This window comes from Teichococcus wenyumeiae, assembly GCF_003696345.1.
Lineage (GTDB): Bacteria > Pseudomonadota > Alphaproteobacteria > Acetobacterales > Acetobacteraceae > Pseudoroseomonas > Pseudoroseomonas wenyumeiae.
The window spans coordinates 137,729-159,547 of the sequence record NZ_RFLX01000009.1; the positions used below are offsets into that span (position 1 = coordinate 137,729).

Consider the following 21,819-nt stretch of genomic DNA (forward strand, 5'->3'; position numbering starts at 1 on the left):
GGCGCAGGCTGGTGGTCAACGCACGCATTCCGCAGGTCCGCTCATCATGGCTTCGTTCGCCTTTTGCCCCTAAGATACGGCGTGCCCCCTGCGCCTCAGCCCCCCAGCCTGCTGCTGCCCGATGCTCCCGCGCTGATCGCCGCCACCCATGGCGCGGCGGTTCTGCTGACCCCGGATGGCGAATTATCCACCCTGCGTGCCCGCGATGCGGTGGAAGCGCTGCGGGAGATGGGCCCGCCGATCCTGGTGCATGCGCCGGCCATGGCCAAGCGCCTCGGCATCTCCTCCCTCCCCGGCGCCTATGACCTGCTGGAGCTCTTCGCCTTTGCCCTGCCGGCCCAGCCGGCGCCGCCCACCCCGCGCGGCCTCGCCCTGGCGCTGGACCTGCCGCCGCCGGAGGATGCGGAATCCGCCGCCGCCCTGCTGCCTGAGATCGCGACGGAGATCCTCCGCCGCCTCGCCCGCGCCCGCAACGCCCAGCCCAACCGCGATGCCGCCATGCTGGCCGCCCGGCTGCGCGATGCCGCGCACTGGCCCTGGGCGGATGCCGTGCTGGCGGCGCTGGGCCAGCCCAAGGCGCGCGGCAGCAATGACGGGCTGAAGGTCTGGCGCACCCTGGCCGAATGGGAGGAAGCCGCCCCCGCCCCGCCCCCCTCCAGCCTGCCCGTGACCGCCGCCGAGGCCCGCACGCGCCTGGCGGAGATCCTGGGGGATGGCGCCGAGCAGCGCCCCAGCCAGGGCGATTTCGCCAGTGCCGCCAGCATGGCCTTCGCCCCGCGCGAAGTGCCGGGCGAGCCGCAGCTTGTGCTGGCCGAGGCCGGCACCGGCACCGGCAAGACGCTCGGCTATGTCGCCCCCGCCAGCCTCTGGGCCGAGCGCAACGGCGCCCCGGTCTGGATCGCCACCTATACCCGCAACCTGCAACGGCAGCTCGACCAGGAACTCGCCCGCCTCTACCCGGACCCGGAGGAACGCCGCCGCAAGGTCGTGATCCGCAAGGGGCGCGAGAACTACCTCTGCCTGCTGAACTATGACGAGGCGGTCAGCGGCGCCATGCCCGCCCGCATCGTGGCGCTGGCGCTAGTGGCGCGCTGGGCCGGCGCGACGCGCGACGGCGACCTGATGGGCGGCGACTTCCCCGGCTGGATCTCCGAGCTGTTTCCCGCCGGCGCCATTTCGCTGCTGGCGGACCGGCGCGGCGAATGCATCCATTCCGCCTGCCCGCACTGGAAGCGCTGCTTCGTGGAGCATTCCATCCGCCGCGCCCAGACCGCCAACCTGGTGGTGGCGAACCATGCGCTGGTGATGGTGCAGGCCGCGCTCGGCCCACGCGGCGGCGATGGCGAGACCGGCGCCGCGCTGCGCTATGTCTTCGACGAGGGCCACCACCTCTTCGATGCCGCCGATGGCGCCTTCGCCGCCGCGCTCTCCGGCGCCGAGATGGCGGAGGTCCGCCGCTGGCTGCTGGGCAGCGAGGGCGGCCGGGGCCGCGCGCGCGGCCTGCGCCGCCGCCTGGAAGAGCTGCTGCCCCAGTATCCCACCCTGATCCCGCCGCTGGACCATACCGAGCAGATGGCCCGCGCCCTGCCCGCCTCCGGCTGGTGGGACCGCTGGGAGGACGCCCCCGGCGATACCCCCCGCCCCGGCGAGGATTTCCTGCGCGCGGCCCGCGCCCAGGTCCTGGCCCGCACCGCCGAGGCCGACCCGCTCTACGACGCCGAGGCCGATCTCCACCCGCTGCACGAGGATGTCCCCGCCGCCGCCGCCGCGCTGGAAGAGGCGCTGCAACGCCTCCAGGCCCCGCTGAAGCATCTCGAAAAATTGCTTAACGAGATCCTGGAGGACCCGGAGCAGGAGCTGGAAACCGGCGACCGCATCCGCCTGGACACCGCGGCCCGCGCCATCGAGCGCCGCGCGCTGATCCCGCTGGGTGCCTGGCTGGCCATGCTGCGCCAGTTGCGGGAACCGCCGCCGGAACCCGGCACCCGGCCGCTCTTCGTGGACTGGCTGGCCCTGACCCGCCGGGAAGGGCGCGACATCGATGCCGGGCTGCACCGCCACTGGCTGGACCCCACCGTGCCCTTCGCGACGCAGGTGGCGGCCCCGGCGCATGGCGTGCTGATCGCCTCCGCCACCCTGCGCGACAATTCCGTGAAACGTGACCCGGAAGCCGCCTGGCGGGAGGCGGAAGCGCGCACCGGCGTGCAGCACCTGCCCAACCCGGCCATCCGCGCCGCCCTGCCCTCGCCCTTCGACTACGCCAACCAGACCCTGGCGATCGTGGTGGAGGACATGAACCGCGACAGCCCCGGCCAGGTGGCGGCGGCGATGCAGCAGCTCTTCCTGGCCTCCGGTGGCGGCGCGCTCGGCCTCTTCACCGCCATCCGCCGGCTGCGGGACGTGCATGCCCGCATCGCCCCGGCCCTGGCCGAGGCCGGCATCCCCCTCTACGCCCAGCATGTGGATGCCATGGACAGCGCCACGCTGATCGACATCTTCCGGGCGGAGGAGGATTCCTGCCTGCTCGGCACCGATGCGCTGCGTGATGGCGTGGATGTGCCCGGCCGCGCGCTCCGCCTGCTGGTCTTCGACCGCGTGCCCTGGCCCCGCCCCTCCATTCTGCACCGGGAACGGCGGATTCATCTCTCCGGCGGGCGGCCGACGGCCTATGATGACGGGATTGCCCGGCACCGGCTGCGCCAGGCCTTCGGCCGGCTGATCCGCCGCGCCGACGACCGCGGCGTCTTCGTGCTGCTGGACCCGCGCACCCCGTCCCGCCTGCTGGGCGGGCTGCCGGAGGGCGTGGTGCCCCGGCGGCTCGGCCTGGCGGAGGCCGTGCGTCAGACCGCCGCTTTTCTTGCATCCCCGGCCCTTCCGCCGGGTTGAAGCTGCATCACGGCCGCGATACGCCGGATAGAACCGAGGAAAAACTGAACGTCATGCCGCATACAAAGTCCCACTTCACCGTCCATGAAGGACTGATCTGCGCCATGGTGCTGATGTCGGCCGCCGACCAGCACATGTCGGACGCCGAACTGGGCATGATGTCGCGGCTGGTGCAGGAACTGCCCGTCTTCGCCGGCTTCCAGGCCCATGAGATCGAGCCGGTGACCGAGACCTGCCTGTCCCTGCTGGAGCAGACCGATGGCCTGGACCGCGCCTTCACCATGATGCGCGACGCCCTGCCGCCCCGGCTGCGCGAGACCGCCTATCTGCTGGCCTGCGAGGTCGCCGCCGCCGATGGCGAGGCGACGCAGGGCGAATTGCAGTTCCTGCAGGACTTCCGCATCGGCATGGATCTCGACCGGCTGATCGCCGGCGCCATCGAGCGCGCCGCGAAGGCCCGGTACCAGATGGCCTGAACCGCATGACCCTCGCGCCCGACGCCCGCCCCACCCTCGAGAACCCGGACGACGATCCCTTCCTGTGGCTGGAGGAGGTGGAGGGCGCGGAGGCCATCGCCTGGGTCGAGGCCCAGAATGAGAAGACCCTCGCCCTTCTCTCCGATGCCCGCGTGGCGGCCGATGCCGCCGCGCTGAAGGCGATGATGGACCGGCCGGACAAGATCCCGCATGTCACGCGGCGGGGCGGCCTGCTCTATAACTACTGGCAGGATGCGGAGCACCCGCGCGGCCTCTGGCGCCGCACCACCTTCGAATCCTACCGCAGCGAGACGCCCGACTGGGAACTGCTGCTGGACCTCGATGCCCTGGCGGCGGCGGAGGGCGAGGACTGGATCTGGAAGGGCGCCACCACCCTGCCGCCGAGGCATGTGCGCGCGTTGCTGCGCCTCTCGCGCGGTGGCGGCGACGCGGTGGTGCTGCGGGAATTCGACCTCGCCAGCCATGCCTTCGTGCCCGGTGGCTTCGACCTGCCGGAAGGCAAGAGCAGCGCAGCCTGGCTCGACCACGACACCCTGATCCTGTCCTCGGCGCTTGGCGAGGGCATGGCGACGGATTCCGGATACCCCCGCACCATCCGCCGCTGGGTGCGCGGCCAGGACCCGATGACGGCCCCGGTGCTGTTTCAGGTCGCGGCCAACCACATGGGCAGCTGGGGCGGCGTGGACCGTTCCGCCAAGGCGGAGCGGGTGGTCTTCTTCGACCAGATCGGCTTCTTCGACATGTCGGTCTTCCTGGGCGACCGCAGCGGCCCGCGCTGGCATATCGACCTGCCCACCGACATGCGCATCAACTGGGACGCCGACTGGGTGGTGCTGCAGCCCCGCACCCCCTGGAAGGTAGGCGAGACCACCTACCCGCCCGATACCCTGCTGGGCACCAGCCTTTCCGCGTTGCTGGACAACCGGCGCGACCTGACGGTGCTCTTCGAGCCCGCGCCCCGCCGCGCGCTGGACGGCTTCTTCTGGTGCGCCGGGCGGCTGGTGCTCTCGGTGCTGGACGACCTGCGCCCGGTGCACACCGTCTGGACCCCGAGCGAGGAAGGCGCCTGGACCTCCCGCCCGCTGGGAGGGCTGCCGGAGATCGGCGTGGTCAGCGTCTGGCCGCTGGATGCCGAGCCGGAGGAATCCGACGGCACCCTGCTGGCCCAGACCCAGGACCCGGTGACGCCGCCCACCCTGCTGCAAACCTCCGCCAGCCAGTTGGCCACGCCGCTGGTGCTGCGGCAGGCGCCGCGCCTGTTCAACGCCGATGGCCTGCGCGTCACCCGGCACGAGGCGATTTCCTCCGACGGCGAACGCATCCCCTATGTGCAGACCGGCCCGGATGGCGAAACCGGCGACGCGCCGGTGCACCTGACTGGCTATGGCGGCTTCCAGGTGACGATGCAGCCTTCCTACCGTGGCAGCATCGGCCATCTCTGGCTGGAGCGCGGCGGCACGGCGGTGGTGGCGCATATCCGCGGCGGCGGCGAATTCGGCACCCGCTGGCACGAGGCCGGGCGGCGGGAGAACAAGCGCCTGTCCCACGACGACTTCGCCGCCGTGGCCGCCGACTTGGTGCGGCGCGGCGTCACGGTGCCCGGGCGCGTCGCGGCGGAAGGCGGCTCCAACGGCGGGCTGCTGATCGCCAATATGCTGACGCGCTATCCCGAGCGCTTTGGCGCCCTGTTCTGCACCATCCCGCTGATCGACATGCGGCGTTACACGAAGCTGCTGGCGGGGGCGAGCTGGATCGCCGAATACGGCGACCCGGCGGTGCCGGAGGACTGGGCCTTCATGCAGCACTTCTCCGCCTATCATGCCGCCGAGCCGGGGCGCCATTACCCGCCCATCCTGATCGCCACCACGCGGCGGGACGACCGGGTGCATCCGGGCCATGCCCGCAAGATGGCGGCGAAGCTGCAGAAGCTGGGCTACGACGCCCGCTTCTACGAGCCCGCCGCCGGCGGCCATGGCTATGGCAAGGACAATGCCGAGACGGCGCGCTTCATGGCCCTGGGTTCCGCCTTCCTGCGGCGGGCCATTGGCTGGGAATCAAAATAGGACGGTCAGGCCTGCCATGCCGAGCAGCGGGCGCTGACCCTCTGCCGGCCGTTCCATGGCGGTGCTGAGCATGGCGCGCAGCGCCAGCTTGGCGCCGCTGGCGGTCTGGCCCAGCTCATAGCGCCCGCCCAGGCCGAATTGCGGCCGGGCATCGAAGACCTTGCCCATGTCACGGCCAAAGGGGGCCTGGGCCGCGAAGTCGATCACGCGGGCATTCTGGTCCGGGCTGATCAGCCGCGTCACCAGATAGCCGCCGCCATCCACGGAATAAGGCAGCGCTCCACCGACAACGGCAGTAAGGCTCAGATCACCCTTGCGGGCGCCTCCTGCCATGGCGGCGGAGGAAAAACCTAACATCATCAAGGCAGTGGCAAAAGCGAGAAGGCGGCGCGGCACGAAAGGTCGTCTCCCGATTCCGTGAGGAGCGCCCTACCTAACCCGCCTTGTGCGCCGCAGCAAACACATTTGCCCCGGTTCTGCCTTTTTTGCGCCCCAATTGATGCGGCCTGACGCCTTTATCGGTAAACCACTGCAAACAAAAGAAAACGGCCCGTGCCGTGAGGCATGGGCCGTTCAAGGAGGGGCACGATGGCCCCGCCGCTCCAGCTCTTTGGCTTAAAGCGGCTTCAGGTTGGTGGCGGCGGCCTTGCCGCGCTCCTGCACCACCTCAAAGCTGATCTTCTGGTTCTCCTGCAGGCCCTGCAGACCGGCACGCTGTACGGCGGTGATGTGGACGAACACGTCCTTGCCGCCATCCTGAGGAACAATGAAGCCGAAGCCCTTGGTGGCGTTGAACCACTTCACGGTGCCGATCGCCATGGCGATGCACTCCTTCTCTCTGGCTCGCCCGGGCGGACATCGCCAGGGCCAATACATCCCATCCGGTTCACGGCTCTTGATGGGCGCCCGGGTGTCCGGAGGCACGGCAAGGCGATCTACAGCGGTGGCGTAATGAGTGGGCCAGATCGTCAAGCCCCTGTCAACGCAAACCCGTTATCGAACTGGAACAGTTCTCGTCTCAAAAAAGAAGGGGCGGTCCGAAGACCGCCCCTCTTTCACACTTTTGATCCTGGTGGAGGAGCCGGAAACCGGCCCCTCCGGCGGGGATCAGAAGTCCATGTCGCCCATGCCGCCCATGCCGCCCGGGCCACCGGCCGGAGCAGAAGCCTTGGCCGGCTTCTCGGCGATCATCGCCTCGGTGGTGATCAGCAGGGCCGCGATGGAGGCAGCGTCCTGCAGGGCCGTGCGAACGACCTTGGTCGGGTCGATGATGCCGGCGCCGACCAGGTCCTTGTACTCGTCGAGCTGGGCGTCGTAGCCGTACTCGTAGGCGTCGCTGCGCAGCACTTCGCCAGCGATCACGGCGCCGTCCTTGCCCGCGTTCTCAGCGATCTGCTTCAGCGGCGTCTGGATCGCGCGGCGCACGATCTCGATGCCGACCTGCTCGTCGTTGTTCAGGCCCTTGAGGTCGGCCAGCTTCAGGGAGGCGCGCAGCAGGGCCACACCACCACCCGGCACGATGCCTTCCTCGACCGCGGCGCGGGTCGCATGCAGCGCGTCGTCGACGCGATCCTTGCGCTCCTTCACCTCGACCTCGGTGGAGCCGCCGACGCGGATGACGGCCACGCCGCCAGCCAGCTTCGCCAGACGCTCCTGCAGCTTCTCACGGTCGTAGTCCGAGGAGGTCTCCTCGATCTGCGCCTTGATCTGCTCCACGCGGCCCTGGATGTCGGCCTTCTCGCCGGCACCGTCGACGATCGTGGTGTTCTCCTTCTCGATGCGGACCATCTTGGCCTGGCCCAGCATCTGGAGGGTCACGGTCTCGAGCTTGATGCCGAGATCCTCGCTGATGACCTGACCGCCGGTCAGGATCGCGATGTCTTCCAGCATCGCCTTGCGGCGGTCACCGAAGCCCGGGGCCTTCACGGCGGCGATCTTCAGGCCACCGCGCAGCTTGTTGACCACCAGGGTGGCCAGCGCCTCGCCTTCCACGTCCTCGGCCACGATGATCAGCGGGCGGCCCGACTGAACAACCGTCTCCAGCAGCGGCAGCATCGGCTGCAGCTGGGACAGCTTCTTCTCGTGGATCAGGATGTAGGGGTTCTCGAGCTCGGCAATCATCTTCTCCGCATTCGTGATGAAATACGGGGAGACGTAGCCGCGGTCGAACTGCATGCCCTCGACCACGTCCAGCTCGGTCTGGATGCCCTTGGCTTCCTCGACCGTGATGACGCCCTCGTTGCCGACCTTCTCCATCGCTTCCGCGATCATCTGGCCGATCTCGGACTCGCCGTTGGCGGACAGCGTGCCGACCTGCGCCACTTCGGCGGAGGTGGTGATCTTGCGGGACTTCGCCTGCAGCTCAGCGACGATCTGCGTCACGGCCTTGTCGACGCCGCGCTTCAGGTCCATCGGGTTCATGCCGGCGGCCACGGCCTTGGCACCCTCGCGCACGATGGCCTGGGCCAGCACGGTCGCGGTGGTGGTGCCGTCGCCGGCCAGGTCGTTCTGCTTCGAGGCCACTTCGCGCACCATCTGCGCGCCCATGTTCTCGAACTTGTCGGACAGCTCGATTTCCTTGGCGACCGTCACACCGTCCTTGGTGATGCGGGGCGCGCCGAAGGACTTGTCGATCACGACGTTGCGGCCCTTCGGGCCCAGGGTCACCTTCACGGCGTCGGCCAGGATGTCCACACCGCGCAGCATGCGTTCACGGGCGGGGGCGCCGAACTTCACGTCCTTAGCAGCCATTGTCTTCTACCTCGTTTGTTCTGTTGGAACCGCAGGCGATCTCAAGCAGCCAGTTCAGGCCGCGAGAATGCCCAGGATGTCGGATTCCTTCATGATCAACAGGTCTTCGCCCTTGATCTTGACCTCGGTGCCCGACCACTTGCCGAAGAGGACGCGGTCGCCAGCCTTCACGTCGAGCGCGACCAGCTGGCCGGCCTCGTTGCGCGCGCCGGAACCGACGGCGACAACTTCGCCTTCCTGCGGCTTTTCCTTGGCGGTGTCGGGGATGATGATGCCACCGGCGGTCTTCTCATCGGCGGTCAGCCGGCGAACGACAACGCGGTCATGCAGTGGACGAAAGCTCATGAACCTCTCCTCGACGCCCTAATCTGGCGCATCCAGCGACGGTTGGCTCTCCTGGACCAGCAAGCCCTGTCAGCACTCACCCCAGGAGAGTGCTAAGCGATCTAGGGAAGTCTGCGCTCGCCGTCAAGCGTTTGTCAGCACTCTCTCATGTTGAGTGCTAAGACTTTGAAACGAAAAGTTTTCTTCGCCACCGCAGATTTGCCCATGGCAAGATGCCCAGACTGGAAGGAAGGCCTGCGGCCATAACGAGCGGAGACACAACGATCATGCTGTTGCGTGACCTCGAGTCCTTCGTACGCATCCCCGACTGGCGGCTGACCACCGCCGAGATCCTCTACCACCTGCCCGACCATCCGGGCCTGTTGCAAACCTTCATCTGGCAGAAGGTGGACCATGCCCCGGACTTTCCGGAGCTGCACCGCTTCCTGGCTTTCTGGCAGCGCGACATCGAAGGGCCGCTGCATTCGGTGCGCGTCGCTTCCGCCGCGCTGATCCGGCCGGCGGAACTGCGCTATGCCGGTGGCGAGTTCCGGCTGCACTAACGGCGCAAGGGCGGGCTCAGCCCGCCCCCAGCGACAGCAGCAGCACCGTCAGCGTCACCACCGAGAGGATGGTGGAGAGCAGCACCGTGGCCCCCGACCGCTCGGCCCCCGCCGCGTAGCGGCGCGACAGGAAGAAGGCGTTGGCGCCCGTGGGCAGCGCCGCCGTCACCAGCGCCACCGCCATCTGCAAGGGCGGCAGGCCGATGGCCCAGCCCACCAGCCCCACCAGCACCGGCATGAACAGCAGCTTCAGCCCGGCACAGAGCAGCGCCGACGGCCAGTCCCGCCGCGCGTCGAAGGCCACCAGGGTGGCGCCCAGGCAGAACAGCGCGACCGGCGAGGCCGAGGCACCCACCATCTCCAGGAAGTTGCGCGCGACCCGTGGCACCGGGATGCCGGCCTGGTAGACCACGAAGCCCGCCAGCACCGCCAGCACGATGGGGTTGCGCAGCACCGAGGCCACGGTGGCGCGCAGGATCTTCAGCACCGGCGCCTGCCCGCCATGGGCGATCTCGCCGATCACGGTGCCGATGGGCAGCAGGATCAGCGAATGCAGGCCGATGATGGCCAGCAGTTGCGCCAGCCCCGGCTGGCCATAGACCGCCAGGATCAGCGGCACGCCGATCATGCCGCTGTTGCCGAAGGAGGCATTGAGGCCGAAGGTCCCCGCCTCCCCCAGCTTCATCCGCAGCAGCGTGCGGCCCAGCAGCACGGCCAGAAAGTAGGACAGGAGGCAGCCGGTGAAGAAGGCGAAGGCCGTGGCGCCGCCACCGGGATGCGGCGTGGTGGCGCCGTTGAAGATCAGGCAGGGCAGCGCGAGGTTGAAGACATAGCTGTTCATCCCCTTCAGCCCCTGCTCCGTCACCCATTGCCGGTAGACGGACAGGTAGCCGATGCCGATCATCGCGAAGATCGGCGCCACGATCGTCAGCAGGAAGATCATGCGGCGGGCGCTGCGCCCGTCATGCTCCCAGCAGCCCGGAGACGAATTCCGGCAGCCAGGGCTGCCGCCGCCTTGCGGTGCGGCCGGCATGCAGGATGGCGCGCACTTCCTCCACCGTGCGGTGGAAGTCGTGGTTCACCAGCACATTGTCGAAGTCGCCGTAGTGGCTGATCTCATCCTGGGCGGCGGCCATGCGGCGGGCAATCTCCTCGGCGGAATCCTGCCCACGGCCATGCAAGCGCCGTTCCAGCTCCTGCAGGCTTGGCGGCAGCAGGAAGACGCCGACCACATCGCCCGGCAATGCCTGCCGCAACAGCAGGTGCCCCTGCCAGTCGATGTCGAAGAGCACGTCGCGCCCCGCCGCCAGCGCCTGTTCCACCGCCATGCGCGGCGTGCCGTAGAAGCGGCCGAAGACCTCCGCGTGCTCGATCAGCTCGCCGGCCGCGATCATGCGCTGGAACTCTTCCCGCTCGCGGAAGAAGTAGTGCACGCCTTCCACCTCGCCCGGACGCGGCTGGCGGGTGGTGGCGCTGACTGAAAGCCGCAGGTCCGGCTCCCGCTCCAGCAGCGCCCGGCTGACCGAGGACTTGCCGGCGCCGGAGGGGGCGGAGAGCACGAGGCAGAGGCCCCGGCGGGAAATCTGGTTCATTCGACGTTCGCCGCCTGCTCGCGCAGCCGCTCGATGGCGGCCTTCAAATCGAGGGAAATGCCGGTCAGCCCCAGGCTGGCGGATTTGGCGCCGAGCGTATTGGCCTCGCGCCCGAATTCCTGGGCCAGGAATTCCAGCCGCCGGCCCGCAGGCTCCTGGCCATCCAGCAGCGCGCGGGCGGCGGCGACATGCGCGGCCAGCCGGTCCAGCTCCTCCCGCACATCGGATTTCTGCGCCAACAGCGCCACCTCGACGGCCAGCCGCTCCTCCGGCACGCGCCGCTCGCCGCCCAGCAGTTCCGCCAGGGCGGCGGAAAGGCGGGCACGATGCGCCGCGGGCTGCTCGGCCGCCAGGGCGGCGGCGCGTTCCACCAGGGCCGCGATCTCGTCCAGCAACGCGTGCAGGATGCCGGACAGCTTCTCGCCCTCCTCGCGCCGCGCCTCCGCCAGGTCGTCCAGGGCGCGCAGGAAGCCGGCGGACAGCGCGGCATTGCGTGCCTCGGCCTCTTCCTCGCGCGGCTCCGGGGCCTCGCTGCGCAGCACGCCGGGCATGGCCAGGATCGACTCGGCGCGCGGCGCCGGGCAGCCGGGGATGCGCGCCGCCACTTCCAGCGCCAGGGCCAGGGCCTGTTCCAGCGCCACCGGGTCGGGCGTCAGGCGCGGCGCCGGGCGTTCCTCCCGCTTCACGCTGAGGCTGGCGGAGATATTGCCGCGCTTGAAGCGGGACTGCGCCGCGTCCCGCAGCCGGGGCTCCAGCTGGTCGGGGCCTGGGGGCAGGCGCAGCCGCACATCCAGGCCGCGCCCGTTGACGCTGCGCAATTCCCACACGAAACCCGTGCCATCCGGCAAGGTGCCGGCCTGCCGGGCGAAGCCGGTCATCGAGGAGAGAGCCATGGGCGGCCTTCTCCATCCCTCTGCGACAGGATGCAAGACGTGACGGATCTGCCTTGGGCGCATGTCGCCATCACCGGTGCCTCTTCCGGCCTCGGCCGCGCCCTGGCGCTGGCCAATGCGGCGCCGGGCCGGGTGCTGCACCTGGCGGCGCGCGACACGGCCCGGCTGGAGGACACCGCCGCGGCCTGCCGCGCCATCGGCGCCGAGGTCACCGTCACCCAACTGGATGTCCGCGATGCCGCCGCCTGCGCCGCCTGGGTGGGTGGCATGGCACGGATCGACCTGCTGCTGGCCAATGCCGGCATCTCCGGCGGCACCGGCGGCGGCACGGAGCCGGGGGAGCAGGTGCGCGCCGTCTTCGAGACCAACCTCAACGGCGTGCTGAACACCGCCCTGCCCGCCATGGCCCGCATGGCGGCGCAGGCGTCGGGGGCAGATGGGCTGCGCGGGCGGATCGGCGTCGTCGCCTCCGTCGTCGGCTTCGTGGCGGCGCCCAGCGCGCCGGCCTATTCCGCCAGCAAGGCCGCCGTGCAGCGCTGGGCGGAGGCGACGGATGCCACCCAGCGGCGGCGCGGCATCCGGCTGCACAGCATCTGCCCCGGCTTCATCCGCACGCCGATGACGGCACCCAACCGCTTCCCCATGCCCTTCATGATCTCGCCCGAGGAAGCAGCGCGGCGCACCTTGGCCGGCATCCGCTCCGGCCGGCAGCGGGTGGCCTATCCGCGCCGCACCTATGCCCTGTTCCGGTTGCTGGGCATGGTGCCGCCGGGCCTGATGGCCTGGGCTTCCCGCGCCGTGCCGGCCAAGGATGTCAGCGCCGTGTAGTGATCCAGACGCCGGCCAGCACCACCATGCCGCCGAGCAGCACCTGCGGCGCCGGCCATTCCTCCAGCCAGGCCGCGGCCACCAGCGCGGCGAAGAGCGGCTGCAGGTAGCTGACCATCGAGGCCTTGGCCGCCGGCGCCCGCCCCAGCAGCGCGATGAAGAGCGAGAGCGGCACGGTCGAGCAGGTCACGCCCAGCAGCACCAGCACCAGCCAGATCTCGGCCGGCTGGTCCAGCACCGCCACGCCGTGCAGCGCCAGGGCCATGGGCGCCGCCACCAGCATGGCCACCACCTGCTGGCCCAGCACCAGATGCTCCGGCACCTCCGGCCGCACCCGGCGGACATAGACGGTGCCCAGGGCATAGGAGGCGGCGGTGCCCAGCATCATCAGCGCGGCACCGAGGTCCGCGCCGCCGGACAATGCCCTGGGCCCCAGGATCAGCCCGATGCCCAGCAGGCCCAGCAACAGCCCGGCGAAGGTGGCGGGGCCCGGCTTCTCCTCCCGCAGCAGCAGCAGGCTCATCATCCCCACCAGCAGCGGGGAAGCGGATTGAATCAGCGCCGCCGGGGCGCTCTCGATGCCCCGCATGGCGGTGGCGGTCAGGATATTCGGCACCCAGCCGTTCAGCGTGCCGACGGCCAGGATATGCCACCAGGTGGCGCCGCGCGGCCGGGAGAGCTTGCCCGTCGCCGCCAGGAAGGCCAGCACCGCGATGGCCGAGAGCAGCGCCCGCACCGAGGCCACCGCCAGCGGCGGCATGGCCGGCGCGACATAGCGCAGCAGCGGAAAGGCCGAGCCCCAGAGCCCCGCGATCACCAGCAGCCGCAGCCAGAGCCCGGATACCGAGAGCGGCGCTGCCGCCGCGGCGCTCACCGCGGCGCGGCTCTTTGCCGCTCGATCTGCCGCCAGCGGGCGACGTTGCGGTTATGCTCCTCCAGCGTGCGGGCAAAGGCATGGCCGCCGCTGCCATCGGCGACGAAGTAGATGTCGTCGCTCTCCGCCGGGTGCAGCACCGCTTCCAGCGACTTCTCGCCCGGGCTGGCGATCGGCCCCGGCGGCAGGCCGCGTACGCGGTAGGTGTTGAAGGGGTGCTCGCGGTCCAGGTCCGCGCGGGTCAGCGGCCGGTCCAGCGGCGCGCCATCGGCGGCGGCATAGGCCACCGTGGGGTCGGATTGCAGCGGCATGCCGCGCTTCAGCCGGTTCAGGAAAACGGCAGCGACTCGCGGCCGCTCCTCCGGCATGCCGGTCTCGCGCTCGACAATGGAGGCCAGCACCAGCGCCTCGCGCGGCGTGTCCAGCGGCAGGCCGGGGCTGCGCTCCTTCCAGAGCCGCTCCAGCGTCGCGCTCATGGCGGTGGTGGCGCGGCGCACCAGCGCGGCACGGGTATCGCCATACTGGTAGGAATAGGTCTCGGGCAGCACCGTGCCCTCATCCAGCGCGGGGGTATTGCCAGTCAGGCCCGGCGCGGCATCGATCAGGGCGATGATCTGCTTGGCGGTCAGCCCTTCCGGCAGCGTCAGGCGGCGCTGCACCGGCCGGGCCTCGCGCAACACTTCCAGCACCTGCTGCAGCGAGCCCTGGGCGGGAAAGAGGTATTCCCCCGCCCGCAGCGGCCCTTCGGCGCGCGTCAGCCGGGCCGCCAGGGTGAAGATTCGGGGATCGCGGATGGCGCCCCGCGCCACCAGCACCTCGGCAATGGCCTGGGAACTGCCGCGCGGCACCACGATGGCGGTGGGCTCGGCCAGGGGGCCGGGGGCAACATATTGCTCCCGCGCCCACCAGGCGCCACCGGCCGCCAGCAGGACCAATACGAGGAAGACGATCAACGCCTTGCGCATGGGCCCTCGCCAGACAAAGGGAAAACTTGCCGGGGATCACGGCTCCCCGGCCGGCCGGCCCCTTGGGTCAGGGCGCCTTGCGGAACAGGATGGACGCGTTGGTGCCGCCAAAGCCGAAGCTGTTGGACAACGCCACGTCAATCTTGCGCTGCTGCGGCTGCAGCGCCACGCGGTCGATCACGCTCTCCCGCGAAGCCTTCTCCAGGTTCAGCGTCGGCGGGGCCACGCTGTCCCGGATGGCCAGGATCGAGAAGATGCCTTCCACCGCGCCCGCCGCGCCGAGCAGATGCCCGATGGCCGACTTGGTGGAGGACATCGCCAGGCCCTTGGCGGCATCGCCGAACATCTTCTCCACCGCTTCCAGCTCCAGGTCGTCGCCCAGCGGCGTGGAGGTGCCGTGCGCGTTGACATACTGGACATCGGCGGGCGAGACGCCCGAGTTCTTGAAGGCCGCCTTCATGGCGCGATAGGCGCCATCATGGCCCTCGGCAGGCGCCGTGATGTGATAGGCATCACCGGACATGCCGTAGCCGATCACCTCGCCATAGATCTTGGCGCCGCGCTTCTTGGCGTGCTCGTATTCCTCGAGCACCATCACGCCGGCGCCCTCGCCCATCACGAAGCCGTCGCGGCCCTCATCCCAGGGACGGGAAGCCTTCTCCGGCGTATCGTTATAGGCGGTGGAGAGTGCGCGGGCCGAGCAGAAGCCGGCGATGCCGATCTCGCAGACCGCCGCTTCCGTGCCGCCCGCCACCATCACGTCGGCATCGCCGAGCGCGATCAGCCGCGCGGCATCGCCCAGGGCATGCACGCCGCTGGCACAGGCCGTGACCACCGCGTGGTTCGGGCCCTTGAAGCCGTACTTGATGGAGATATGGCCCGAGGCGAGGTTGATCAGCGCCGCCGGGATGAAGAAGGGCGACAGCCGCCGCGCCTTGCCGGCACCGACCAGCTGCGAGGCGTTGTAGATCTCGGGCAGGCCGCCGATGCCAGAGCCGATCATCACGCCGGTGACGCAACGGTCTTCCTCCGACTCCGGAACCCAACCGGAATCCTCAACCGCTTCCGTCGCCGCCACGAGGGCGAGCTGGATGAAGCGGTCCATCTTCTTCTGGTCTTTGACCGGGATGAACTCGTTGAGATCGAGCTTACCCTCGGCCCTGCTCCCCGCAGGCACCTCACCGGCGATCTTCGCCGGCAGGTCCTTCGGGTCGAAGTGAGTGATCGGGCCGATGCCGCTTTCGCTGGCAAGCATCCGCTGCCACACATGCGCGACGCCGACCCCGAGAGGGCAGGCAATGCCCATCCCGGTGACGACGACGCGGCGCGGCGTCGTCAGAGAACCGAACACGCGTGCAACCTCCCGATCTTATCCTCTAGAAGCGCAAGTCGGTGAAGGAGGCCTCAGGCCGCCTTCTGCGCCTCGATATAGTCGATCGCGTCCTTGACGGTCGTGATCTTCTCGGCGGCGTCATCGGGGATCTCGACCCCGAAGGCCTCTTCGAAGGCCATCACCAGCTCGACGGTGTCGAGGCTGTCGGCACCCAGGTCATCAATGAACGACGCTTCGGACGTCACCTTGGCCTCTTCGACGCCGAGATGCTCGACAACGATCTTCTTCACCTTGTCGGCGGTATCGCTCATAGCGCGATGTCTCCTGCTGGAACGCTGCCTGCGGCGGCGGGAGGGAACAGCCCCACCCATGGCCCGCGCGGGCTTAACACGGAAGCTTCACAGGGAACAATTCCCCTGCGAAGAGGTTCAGATCATCGCCATCCCGCCGTTGACGTGCAGGGTGGCGCCGGTGACCCAACCGGCTTCTTCGGAGGACAGATAGGCAACGGCGGCCGCGATATCACTGGCCTCCCCCATCCGTCCCATCGGAATCCGCTCCATCAGCCGCGCCTTCTGCTGCTCGTTGAGCGCATCGGTCATCGGTGTGGCGATAAAGCCCGGGGCCACCACGTTCACCGTGATGCCGCGGGAAGCCAGCTCCTGGGCCAGCGACTTGCTCATGCCGATCAGGCCGGCCTTGGCGGCGGCGTAGTTCGCCTGACCCGGATTGCCGGTGACACCGACGATCGAGGCGATGGAGATGATGCGGCCCGCCCGGCGCTTCATCATCCCGCGCATGGCGGCGCGCGCCAGGCGGAAGGGGGCGGCCAGGTCGACCTCCAGCACATCCGACCAGTCCTTGTCGGCCATGCGCATGGCCAGCCCGTCGCGGGTGAAGCCGGCGTTGTTGACCAGGATGTCCAGCTTGCCGAAGGCGGCTTCCACCTGCTCCACCAGCGCCGCCGGCGCGGCGGGGTCGGTCAGGTCGGCCGGCGCCACCAGCGCGCCCTCGCCCAGCTCGGCGGCCAGGGTCTCCAGCACCTCGCGGCGGGTGCCGGAGAGCGCGACCTTGGCGCCCTGCCGGTGCAGCGCGCGCGCGATCTCGGCGCCGATGCCGCCGGTCGCACCGGTGACGAGCGCCACCTTGCCTTCGAGGCTGAACATATTCCGGTGGTATCCCTTACAGGCTCTTGAGGAAGGCCTCGATATCGGCGGGCGAGCCCACCGACATGGCCTGCGCATCCGGCGCCAGCCGCTTGGCCAGCCCGGTCAGCACCTTGCCGGAACCGATCTCGACAAAGCGGTCCACGCCCAGTTCCAGCATGGTGCCGACGCATTCGCGCCAGCGCACCGTGCCGGTCACCTGGCGGACCAGCAGCTCGCGGATCTCGGCCGGGTCGGTCGCCTTCGCGGCGGAGACATTGGCGATCAGCGGCACCACGGGCGGGCGCAGGTCGGCCGCCGCCAGGGCTTCGGCCATCGCATCGGCGGCGGGCGCCATCAGCGAGGAATGGAAGGGCGCGGAAACCGGCAGGATCATCGCCCGCTTGATGCCCTCAGCCTTGGCCAGATCCACCGCGCGCTCCACGGCGCCGCGGTGGCCGGAGATCACCACCTGGCCGCCACCATTGTCATTGGCGGCCTCGACGATCTCCTGCTGGCCCTCGGGGCCCTCGGCGGCACGGGCGCAGATGGCGGCGGCCTGGGACATCTCGGCGCCCAGCAGGGCCGCCATGGCGCCCATGCCGGCCGGCACCGCCTTCTGCATCGCCTCGCCGCGCAGGCGCAGCAGGCGGGCGGCGGTGGGGACATCGAAGGTCAGGGCGGCAGCGAGCGCGCTGTATTCGCCCAGGGAATGGCCAGCCACCAGCGCCACGCGGGACTTCAGGTCGAAGCCGCCTTCCTGCTCCAGCACCCGCAGCACGGCCAGCGAGACCGCCATCAGCGCCGGCTGGGCATTGGCGGTCAGAGTCAGTTCCTCCGCCGGCCCCTCGAACATGAGGCGGGAGAGGTTCTGCTTCAGGGTCTCATCGACCGCTTCGAACACTTCGCGCGCAGCGGGGAAGCTGGCGGCGAGGTCGCGGCCCATGCCGACGGCCTGGCTGCCCTGGCCTGGAAATACAAAGGCGAGCGGCATGGGGCGGATTGTTTCCCACGTGTGAATGGCGGCGGCGGGGTAGAGGCGGGGCGGGCGGGTGTCAAGAAATCCCTGGCAATATTATGGCCCTGCCTGGCTGTCATTCACCCCCCGGGCCCCGATTCCGGGCACCTGTGGCCTTAAAGCCCGGCATTTCCCCGAATCCTTTGACTTGGGCACCGTCCCCGTGCTTAAGGCCGCCCACCCTGCCGGGCGCGTGGCATCGCGCCCGGCTATGCCCGTTTGCGCGTTCCGGCATGGTGCCAGAACGCTCCGGGGCTGAGACAGCCACAGGGAGACACCATGCCGCTTTACGAAACCGTGCTCATCGCGCGGAACGACCTGACGCAGCAGCAGGTCGACACCATCACCGACCAGATCTCTTCCGTCATCACCGAAGCCGGTGGTGAGGTGAAGAAGCGCGAGTACTGGGGCCTCCGTGGCCTGGCGTACCGCATCAAGAAGAACCGCAAGGGGCATTACATGCTCCTCGGCCTCGACTGCTCGGCCGCCGCCGAACAGGAGATGGCGCGCCAGCTCGGCCTCAACGAGGACGTGCTGCGCCACATGACCATCCGCGTCGAGGCGATCGACGCCGAGGCGCCCTCCGCCATCCTCGCCAAGCGTGGCGATGACCGTGAGCGCGACCGTGGCTTCCGTGGCCCGCGCCCGGCTGGCCGCTTCGGCTCCGGCCGTGGCCGCGAGCGTGGCGATGACCGCGAGGAATTCCGCGCGCGTCCCCGCGACGAGATGGAGCCCGGCCAGGGCGGCGAGGAGTAAGAGAGCATGTCCGACAGCACCGACCTGAACCCCGCTGCCCGCCGCCCCGCCGTTGGCGCGCGCCGCCCGTTCTACCGCCGCCGCAAGTCCTGCCCCTTCTCCGGCCCCAACGCGCCGAAGATCGACTACAAGGACGTGCGCCTGCTCTCTCGCTTCCTGAGCGAGCGCGGTAAGATCGTGCCGAGCCGCATCACGGCCGTGTCGGGCAAGAAGCAGCGTGAGCTGGCCAACGCCATCAAGCGCGCCCGCTTCCTGGCCCTGCTGCCCTACGTCATCAACGACTGAGCCGGGCTGAGACGAGAAACGGACATTCCGGCTTGAGCACCCACCAGCCCCGTACAGGCCTGACCCACGACCCGCGATTCCTCGCTGGGGCGGCGGGCGGGCTCGTCTCGGCGCTGGCGGCGCTCTGGGCCTTCCACGGGCTGCCGCTGGGCGCGATCCTGTTCTGGCTCGCGCCCCTGCCGCTCTGCCTCGCTGGACTGGGCTTCGGCCTGCCATCCTTCCTCATCGCCGTGGTGGTGGCGGGGGTGGCGCTGCTGGTGGACAGCATCAGCACACTGCCGGCGCTGATCTATCTCGGCGCCTTCGGCGTGCCGGCGGCGCTGCTGCTGGCCACGGCGCTCCGCGGCCTGGCGCATGGCGGGGGGCATCTCGCCCTCGGCCTGCCGCTGGCGCTGCTGGGCCTCTGGCCGGCGGCGGTGCTGCTGCTCACGGCGCTGTCCCTGGCCAGCCCCGAGGGCGGGCTGGAGCAGTCGCTGCGCGAGGCGGTCTCGGCGGGCCTGGTCCATATGGGTGTGGAAGAGCCGGAAGGGCTGGTGACGCAGGTCATCCGCCTGCAGGCGGCAGCCATGGCCCTGTGGCTGGCGGTTGTGCTGGCCGGCAATGCCGGGCTGGCGCAATGGCTGCTGCGGCGCCAGGGCCTGGCGCTGGCGCCGGCGACGCGCTGGAGCACGGCGCGACTGCCCCGCTGGTACCCTGCCCTACCGGTGCTGGCCGCTTTGGCCTGGCTGCTGGCGGACCCGGCGCATGCGCTGGTGCCGCTGTCGCTCTGCCTCGTGCTGCTGGTGCCGATGGTCCTGCAAGGGCTGGCGGTGCTGCACACGCGGCTGCGGCCGGCCAAGGCGCGCGCGCCCCTGCTGGTGCTGATCTATGTCCTGCTTCTCGTCTTCAGCCTGCCTGGCGCCATCGTTCTGGTGGCACTGGGCCTCGTTGACCAATTCGGGCGCCGTAACCCGCCGCCCGCCAACACCTGAGATCGGGGTTCCATACCGATGATCGAAGTCATCCTGATGCAGCGGGTCGAGAAGCTCGGCCAGATGGGCGAGCTCGTCTCCGTCCGTCCGGGCTACGCCCGCAACTACCTCTTGCCGCAGGGCAAGGCCATCCGCGCCAGCAAGGCCAACCTGGAGCGCTTCGAGCAGGAGCGCGTTCAGCTTGAGGCGCAGAACCTGAAGCGCCGCGAGGAAGCCGAGCGCGTGGCCGAGCGGATGGACGGCCTGTCCGTCATCATCATCCGCCAGGCTGGCGAGTCGGGCGGTCTGTACGGCTCCGTCAGCGCCCGCGACATCGCGGACGCCGCCAAGGAAGCCGGCCTGACCATCGGCCGCAGCCAGGTCCTTCTGGAGCAGCCGATCAAGACGACGGGCCTGACCACCGTCCGCGTCGAGCTGCACCCGGAAGTCCACCTGCCGCTGACGGTCAACGTCGCCCGCTCCCCGGAAGAAGCCGAGAAGCAGGCGCGTGGCGAGGACCTGCGCGCCGAGCAGCAGGCCGAGGACGAGAGCCTGGAGGCCGAGCTGGCCGCCGAGCTGTCCGAACTGGGCGCTGCGTCCGAGGAATAAGCCCTTCTTCAGGGCTGACGGAGAAGGGGCGCTTCCCGGGAGGGAAGCGCCCTTTTTCGCGTCCGCTCTAATCGGCGGCACCGATTGTAACGATTGAAATATCGCGATGAAGTCTTCGTAACACCCGGCAGGGCGTGGCTGGACAACCTCGGCTTCCAATTGCCACGATCCTATTTCGTGGTGAAGAGGAAGGCTCGGGCATGCTGTTCGACCGTATTCTGTCCCGCTTGATCCAACGTGGGACCCTGACCGTCCGTTATCCGGATGGCCGCATCCTGGAATATCGCGGCGCCGCCGAAGGACCCAGCGCCGGGCTTGAGGTCCGCACCAAGCGGGCGGCCTGGCGGCTTTCCACCAATCCGACCCTCGCCTTTGGCGAGGAATACATGGACGGCAACATCGCCCCCATGGGCTGCTCGCTCTACGATGTGGCCGAGCTGATGGTGCTCAACCTGGCCGACGGCGGGGGCCACCCCGGCGAGGCGCTAATGGAGAAGGTCCGCTGGCTGCGGCGGCGCTTCGACCAGCTCAACCCCGCCAGCCGCTCCCGCCGCAACGTGGCGCATCACTACGATCTGAACGGCCGCCTCTACGCCCTCTTCCTGGACCGGGACCGGCAATATTCCTGCGCCTATTTCCCCACCGGCAACGAGACGCTGGAGGAGGCGCAGCTGCTGAAGAAGCGGCACATCGCCTCCAAGCTGAACTTCGACCGGCCGGAGCTGGAGGTGCTGGACATCGGCTGCGGCTGGGGCGGCATGGCGCTGCACCTGGCGCGCGAGCACGGCGCCCGCGTCACCGGCATCACCCTCTCCACCGAGCAGCTGGAGGTGGCCCGCAGCCGCGCCGCCGAGGCCGGGCTCTCGGACCGGGTCAAGTTCGAGCTGATGGATTACCGGGACTGGAAGCGGCCGGTGGACCGCGTCGTTTCCGTCGGCATGTTCGAGCATGTGGGCATCGACCACTACAAGACCTTCTTCCGCACCGTGAAAGGCGCGCTGAAGGAGGATGGCGTGGCGCTGATCCATGCCATCGGCCGCTCGGACGGGCCGGGCAGCACCAATGCCTGGATTTCCAAGTACATCTTCCCCGGCGGCTATTCCCCCGCGCTCTCCGAGGTGCTGCCGGCGGTGGAGAAATCCGGCCTCTGGGCCACGGATATCGAGGTGCTGCGGCTGCACTACGCCCATACCATCGCCCATTGGCGCCGCCGCTTCGCCGCCAACCGCGACGCGATCCAGAGCCTCTATGACGAGCGCTTCTGCCGCATGTTCGAATTCTACCTGGTGGGCTCCGAACTGACCTTCCGGCACTGGGGCCACATGAACTGGCAGATCCAGCTGACCCGCAAGGTGGATACCCTCCCCCTCTCCCGCGACTACATGCTGGAGGCCGAGCGGCGTGTGGCGGAGCAGCCACGCGAGGACGCCTGAGGCAAAGCATCCCCGTTATCCACAGCCTCCCTCTCGCCTGAGGGGGGCCTGACG

The 21,819-nt window shown here is 69.6% G+C and carries 23 protein-coding genes; 10 read left to right on the plus strand and 13 right to left on the minus strand.

Annotated elements, in window-relative coordinates:
- Positions 1 to 81 precede the first annotated feature (81 nt).
- From EBE87_RS13980 to EBE87_RS13990, 3 genes are read left to right on the plus strand one after another with little or no spacing between them, the layout of a single operon-like run.
- Positions 82 to 2,886, plus strand: a complete 2,805-nt coding sequence (locus tag EBE87_RS13980) for an ATP-dependent DNA helicase (RefSeq protein WP_408887711.1) — start codon at positions 82 to 84, stop codon at positions 2,884 to 2,886.
- A 53-nt stretch (positions 2,887 to 2,939) separates the two neighbouring features.
- Positions 2,940 to 3,362 (plus strand): tellurite resistance TerB family protein, encoded by a 423-nt coding sequence (locus EBE87_RS13985; RefSeq protein WP_120637411.1) that lies wholly within the window; start codon positions 2,940 to 2,942, stop codon positions 3,360 to 3,362.
- Positions 3,363 to 3,367: 5 nt separating this feature from the next.
- Positions 3,368 to 5,446 carry a prolyl oligopeptidase family serine peptidase gene (locus EBE87_RS13990; protein ID WP_120637412.1) on the plus strand — a complete coding sequence of 693 codons (2,079 nt, stop codon included), beginning with the start codon at positions 3,368 to 3,370 and terminating at the stop codon, positions 5,444 to 5,446.
- Here the strand turns inward: EBE87_RS13990 and EBE87_RS13995 are convergent.
- The 4 genes from EBE87_RS13995 to groES form a co-directional block, all read right to left on the minus strand.
- The gene (locus tag EBE87_RS13995; RefSeq protein ID WP_147425987.1) at positions 5,438 to 5,842 is read right to left on the minus strand and encodes a hypothetical protein; all 405 of its coding nucleotides are present in this window, start codon (positions 5,840 to 5,842) and stop codon (positions 5,438 to 5,440) included. The genes EBE87_RS13990 and EBE87_RS13995 overlap by 9 nt on opposite strands.
- Positions 5,843 to 6,061: 219 nt before the next feature.
- A complete protein-coding gene (locus tag EBE87_RS14000; protein WP_007434677.1) occupies positions 6,062 to 6,265 on the minus strand; it encodes a cold-shock protein in 204 nt (67 codons plus the stop codon).
- Between the two features lie 288 nt (positions 6,266 to 6,553).
- Complete coding sequence (groL, locus tag EBE87_RS14005) at positions 6,554 to 8,197, minus strand: chaperonin GroEL (protein WP_120637414.1); 1,644 nt, start codon at positions 8,195 to 8,197, stop codon at positions 6,554 to 6,556.
- Between the two features lie 54 nt (positions 8,198 to 8,251).
- On the minus strand, positions 8,252 to 8,542 hold the full coding sequence (gene groES, locus EBE87_RS14010; protein ID WP_120637415.1) for a co-chaperone GroES: 291 nt from the start codon (positions 8,540 to 8,542) through the stop codon (positions 8,252 to 8,254).
- 266 nt (positions 8,543 to 8,808) lie between these two features.
- On the opposite strand from groES, the gene EBE87_RS14015 reads away from it, so the two are divergent.
- Positions 8,809 to 9,084, plus strand: a complete 276-nt coding sequence (locus tag EBE87_RS14015; protein WP_120637416.1) for an usg protein — start codon at positions 8,809 to 8,811, stop codon at positions 9,082 to 9,084.
- Positions 9,085 to 9,100: 16 nt separating this feature from the next.
- Here the strand turns inward: EBE87_RS14015 and EBE87_RS14020 are convergent, their stop codons facing one another.
- The 3 genes from EBE87_RS14020 to EBE87_RS14030 are packed head-to-tail and all read right to left on the minus strand — an operon-like array spanning position 9,101 to position 11,569.
- A complete protein-coding gene (locus EBE87_RS14020) occupies positions 9,101 to 10,027 on the minus strand; it encodes an AEC family transporter (protein WP_120637417.1) in 927 nt (308 codons plus the stop codon).
- A gap of 19 nt (positions 10,028 to 10,046) precedes the next feature.
- Positions 10,047 to 10,676, minus strand: coding sequence for a guanylate kinase (gene gmk, locus EBE87_RS14025; RefSeq protein WP_120637418.1), 630 nt, complete (start codon positions 10,674 to 10,676; stop codon positions 10,047 to 10,049).
- Positions 10,673 to 11,569 carry a YicC/YloC family endoribonuclease gene (locus tag EBE87_RS14030; protein WP_120637419.1) on the minus strand — a complete coding sequence of 299 codons (897 nt, stop codon included), beginning with the start codon at positions 11,567 to 11,569 and terminating at the stop codon, positions 10,673 to 10,675. The genes gmk and EBE87_RS14030 overlap by 4 nt, the downstream gene beginning before the upstream one ends.
- Before the next feature lie 30 nt (positions 11,570 to 11,599).
- Between EBE87_RS14030 and EBE87_RS14035 the strand changes: the two genes are divergently transcribed.
- Positions 11,600 to 12,397 (plus strand): SDR family NAD(P)-dependent oxidoreductase, encoded by a 798-nt coding sequence (locus tag EBE87_RS14035; RefSeq protein ID WP_120637420.1) that lies wholly within the window; start codon positions 11,600 to 11,602, stop codon positions 12,395 to 12,397.
- Here the strand turns inward: EBE87_RS14035 and EBE87_RS14040 are convergent.
- The 6 genes from EBE87_RS14040 to fabD all read right to left on the minus strand — a co-directional run bounded on the left by EBE87_RS14040 (position 12,384) and on the right by fabD (position 17,708).
- Entirely contained in the window at positions 12,384 to 13,271 is an 888-nt protein-coding gene (locus tag EBE87_RS14040) for a DMT family transporter (protein WP_120637421.1), read from the minus strand. The genes EBE87_RS14035 and EBE87_RS14040 overlap by 14 nt on opposite strands.
- A complete protein-coding gene (gene mltG / locus EBE87_RS14045) occupies positions 13,268 to 14,236 on the minus strand; it encodes an endolytic transglycosylase MltG (protein WP_120637422.1) in 969 nt (322 codons plus the stop codon). The genes EBE87_RS14040 and mltG overlap by 4 nt, the downstream gene beginning before the upstream one ends.
- 67 nt (positions 14,237 to 14,303) lie before the next feature.
- On the minus strand, positions 14,304 to 15,587 hold the full coding sequence (gene fabF / locus EBE87_RS14050) for a beta-ketoacyl-ACP synthase II (RefSeq protein WP_120637423.1): 1,284 nt from the start codon (positions 15,585 to 15,587) through the stop codon (positions 14,304 to 14,306).
- A gap of 53 nt (positions 15,588 to 15,640) precedes the next feature.
- On the minus strand, positions 15,641 to 15,880 hold the full coding sequence (locus EBE87_RS14055) for an acyl carrier protein (RefSeq protein ID WP_120637424.1): 240 nt from the start codon (positions 15,878 to 15,880) through the stop codon (positions 15,641 to 15,643).
- 117 nt (positions 15,881 to 15,997) lie between these two features.
- On the minus strand, positions 15,998 to 16,735 hold the full coding sequence (gene fabG, locus EBE87_RS14060) for a 3-oxoacyl-[acyl-carrier-protein] reductase (protein ID WP_120637425.1): 738 nt from the start codon (positions 16,733 to 16,735) through the stop codon (positions 15,998 to 16,000).
- A 16-nt stretch (positions 16,736 to 16,751) separates the two neighbouring features.
- On the minus strand, positions 16,752 to 17,708 hold the full coding sequence (fabD, locus tag EBE87_RS14065) for an ACP S-malonyltransferase (RefSeq protein WP_120637426.1): 957 nt from the start codon (positions 17,706 to 17,708) through the stop codon (positions 16,752 to 16,754).
- A gap of 303 nt (positions 17,709 to 18,011) precedes the next feature.
- Between fabD and rpsF the strand changes: the two genes are divergently transcribed.
- The 5 genes from rpsF (at position 18,012) to EBE87_RS14090 (ending at position 21,765) form a co-directional block, all read left to right on the plus strand.
- On the plus strand, positions 18,012 to 18,488 hold the full coding sequence (gene rpsF, locus EBE87_RS14070) for a 30S ribosomal protein S6 (protein ID WP_120637427.1): 477 nt from the start codon (positions 18,012 to 18,014) through the stop codon (positions 18,486 to 18,488).
- Positions 18,489 to 18,494: 6 nt separating this feature from the next.
- Positions 18,495 to 18,773, plus strand: a complete 279-nt coding sequence (gene rpsR / locus EBE87_RS14075; RefSeq protein ID WP_120637428.1) for a 30S ribosomal protein S18 — start codon at positions 18,495 to 18,497, stop codon at positions 18,771 to 18,773.
- A 32-nt stretch (positions 18,774 to 18,805) separates the two neighbouring features.
- A complete protein-coding gene (locus tag EBE87_RS14080) occupies positions 18,806 to 19,744 on the plus strand; it encodes a DUF2232 domain-containing protein (protein WP_158600840.1) in 939 nt (312 codons plus the stop codon).
- An 18-nt stretch (positions 19,745 to 19,762) separates the two neighbouring features.
- Positions 19,763 to 20,332 carry a 50S ribosomal protein L9 gene (gene rplI / locus EBE87_RS14085; RefSeq protein ID WP_408887712.1) on the plus strand — a complete coding sequence of 190 codons (570 nt, stop codon included), beginning with the start codon at positions 19,763 to 19,765 and terminating at the stop codon, positions 20,330 to 20,332.
- A 200-nt stretch (positions 20,333 to 20,532) separates the two neighbouring features.
- Positions 20,533 to 21,765: an SAM-dependent methyltransferase gene (locus tag EBE87_RS14090; RefSeq protein ID WP_120637431.1), complete on the plus strand. Its 1,233-nt coding sequence runs from the start codon at positions 20,533 to 20,535 to the stop codon at positions 21,763 to 21,765.
- Positions 21,766 to 21,819: the final 54 nt, after the last annotated feature.

Bases quoted from the DNA above. Each gene is read 5' to 3' on its own strand.
- rplI (WP_408887712.1), top strand. From the start codon at position 19,763: ATGATCGAAGTCATCCTGATGCAGCGGGTCGAGAAGCTCGGCCAGATG.
- EBE87_RS14090 (WP_120637431.1), top strand. From the start codon at position 20,533: ATGCTGTTCGACCGTATTCTGTCCCGCTTGATCCAACGTGGGACCCTG.
- fabG (WP_120637425.1), bottom strand. From the start codon at position 16,735: ATGTTCAGCCTCGAAGGCAAGGTGGCGCTCGTCACCGGTGCGACCGGC.
- EBE87_RS14020 (WP_120637417.1), bottom strand. From the start codon at position 10,027: ATGATCTTCCTGCTGACGATCGTGGCGCCGATCTTCGCGATGATCGGC.
- EBE87_RS14015 (WP_120637416.1), top strand. From the start codon at position 8,809: ATGCTGTTGCGTGACCTCGAGTCCTTCGTACGCATCCCCGACTGGCGG.
- EBE87_RS14000 (WP_007434677.1), bottom strand. From the start codon at position 6,265: ATGGCGATCGGCACCGTGAAGTGGTTCAACGCCACCAAGGGCTTCGGC.
- groL (WP_120637414.1), bottom strand. From the start codon at position 8,197: ATGGCTGCTAAGGACGTGAAGTTCGGCGCCCCCGCCCGTGAACGCATG.
- fabD (WP_120637426.1), bottom strand. From the start codon at position 17,708: ATGCCGCTCGCCTTTGTATTTCCAGGCCAGGGCAGCCAGGCCGTCGGC.
- gmk (WP_120637418.1), bottom strand. From the start codon at position 10,676: ATGAACCAGATTTCCCGCCGGGGCCTCTGCCTCGTGCTCTCCGCCCCC.
- groES (WP_120637415.1), bottom strand. From the start codon at position 8,542: ATGAGCTTTCGTCCACTGCATGACCGCGTTGTCGTTCGCCGGCTGACC.
- rpsR (WP_120637428.1), top strand. From the start codon at position 18,495: ATGTCCGACAGCACCGACCTGAACCCCGCTGCCCGCCGCCCCGCCGTT.
- rpsF (WP_120637427.1), top strand. From the start codon at position 18,012: ATGCCGCTTTACGAAACCGTGCTCATCGCGCGGAACGACCTGACGCAG.
- EBE87_RS13985 (WP_120637411.1), top strand. From the start codon at position 2,940: ATGCCGCATACAAAGTCCCACTTCACCGTCCATGAAGGACTGATCTGC.
- EBE87_RS14055 (WP_120637424.1), bottom strand. From the start codon at position 15,880: ATGAGCGATACCGCCGACAAGGTGAAGAAGATCGTTGTCGAGCATCTC.
- EBE87_RS14035 (WP_120637420.1), top strand. From the start codon at position 11,600: ATGCAAGACGTGACGGATCTGCCTTGGGCGCATGTCGCCATCACCGGT.
- EBE87_RS13990 (WP_120637412.1), top strand. From the start codon at position 3,368: ATGACCCTCGCGCCCGACGCCCGCCCCACCCTCGAGAACCCGGACGAC.
- EBE87_RS14030 (WP_120637419.1), bottom strand. From the start codon at position 11,569: ATGGCTCTCTCCTCGATGACCGGCTTCGCCCGGCAGGCCGGCACCTTG.
- mltG (WP_120637422.1), bottom strand. From the start codon at position 14,236: ATGCGCAAGGCGTTGATCGTCTTCCTCGTATTGGTCCTGCTGGCGGCC.